The sequence below is a fragment of the thiotrophic endosymbiont of Bathymodiolus puteoserpentis (Logatchev) genome (assembly GCF_900127505.1).
Classification (GTDB): Bacteria; Pseudomonadota; Gammaproteobacteria; order PS1; family Pseudothioglobaceae; genus Thiodubiliella.
Genome location: NZ_UEXF01000051.1, coordinates 1 through 1,416 on the forward strand (window position 1 = coordinate 1; position 1,416 = coordinate 1,416).

2 protein-coding genes are annotated in these 1,416 nt (G+C 28.7%); both read right to left on the reverse strand.

The window, feature by feature from the left end; all coding sequences use genetic code 11:
• Positions 1–119 precede the first annotated feature (119 nt).
• Complete coding sequence (locus tag BHECKSOX2_RS06580) at positions 120–494, reverse strand: hypothetical protein (RefSeq protein ID WP_139682959.1); 375 nt, start codon at positions 492–494, stop codon at positions 120–122.
• 6 nt (positions 495–500) lie between these two features.
• Positions 501–1,416 (reverse strand): hypothetical protein (locus BHECKSOX2_RS06585; RefSeq protein ID WP_180323698.1); only part of this gene is annotated, 916 nt, incomplete at its 5' end.

Here is a 1,416-nt window from a genome sequence, read left to right on the forward strand (position 1 = left end):
TTATTTTTTGTAAAATACCTAAGGTTTTTTGTGGTGCTGGATAAAAAGCAGTTTTGTTGATTTAGATGGTTGGCAAAATGGGTGGTTTTGGTTTGTTTGGAGTGGTTTTTAAGGAGCGACTAATTACTCATTATTTTTAATGGAATTAAATCAAAGTTATTAAAATAACTAACATTATTACTTAATTCAATTAAAAAGTCAAAATTTACTATTTTATAAGTGTTTCTAACAAATAGTATTTCATCCTTTGATGATAAACAAATTTTCCCATTTTCGCTTTTTGCAATTAATCTACCTTCTTTTTTGTAAGAATGAACTTGTGTATCAAGCTGTCTACTTATTACTTCATTCAAATTTAATAGGTATATATGTGTTTGCCCATTTAAAACTTGATTATTTTGATCAACAATTTCAATGCATTTGTTTTTTTTACATGAAGTTGCAATTAGTAGTATTGAAACCAAAAAGAAAACTCTAAAAAATATGCCGGTCATAGTCTTTTATTCTCTATTAATATCTTTTTCAACTTCAGGCAATACTTGATCTTGAATAAACTCCTGAACCTTAGGATCGTTATCCATATTTCTATGAGAATCTGAAGATTTTCCAGTAGACGGTCCTTGTATATTTACAAACTCTTGATTTACTATTTCTGTTCTATTATTAAATAGATCAGGTTCTATATTATCCTCCCCATTCATTGCGTTAGAATCCATAAAATCAATTATTGAATTACCAGTTTTAGATTCACTTTGATAAACATTAATTGCTTTATTTACATTACTTGGAATTGAAGCATCATTACCAAATGGCTCTATACTATCAATTTGTACAGTAATAATATTAGCTATTTTTTTATCTTTCAGTACTTGCGTTATATCTTGGACATCACCTGCACCTGCACTATGCCCTTGCAATATAATTTGCTCTCCCTTCTTATAATCTTTAATAATGGATTCCACTATCGTGTTTTTTTGTCCTGAATCAAAAATTTTAACTTTCGTTTTTGAGTCTAGCTTTAAAATTTCATTTGGTAAAGTTATAAGAGAACTTTTAAATTCTTCTTTATTATAAAAATCAGCTGCTTTATTAAGTTGCTCTTGAAAAATATCTTCTTTCTGCTCTTTGGTATAGTTTGTTTCTTTTAACTTCTTTTTTAACTCTATTGCGTAATTATATAATTTAGATTGGTAATATGCTTGATATTCTTCTAGATTTTGTCCAGTAAAATTTAAACCACTTTTATTTATACCTATTTCAACAGCTTTATTTATATCTCCACCCCTAATAGAAATAACTTGCCTATCCTCCCCCTTGCTCTTATCAATCCTCGCATAATCCTGATTATTACGCTCAACAAGCTTTGTGTTTCTTTGTGTTTCTGCTGGTGTGTTGCCTAGGTTTCTATTGTTGGTG

Coding starts and splice junctions, on each gene's coding strand:
- BHECKSOX2_RS06580 (WP_139682959.1), bottom strand. CDS start 494: ATGACCGGCATATTTTTTAGAGTTTTCTTTTTGGTTTCAATACTACTA.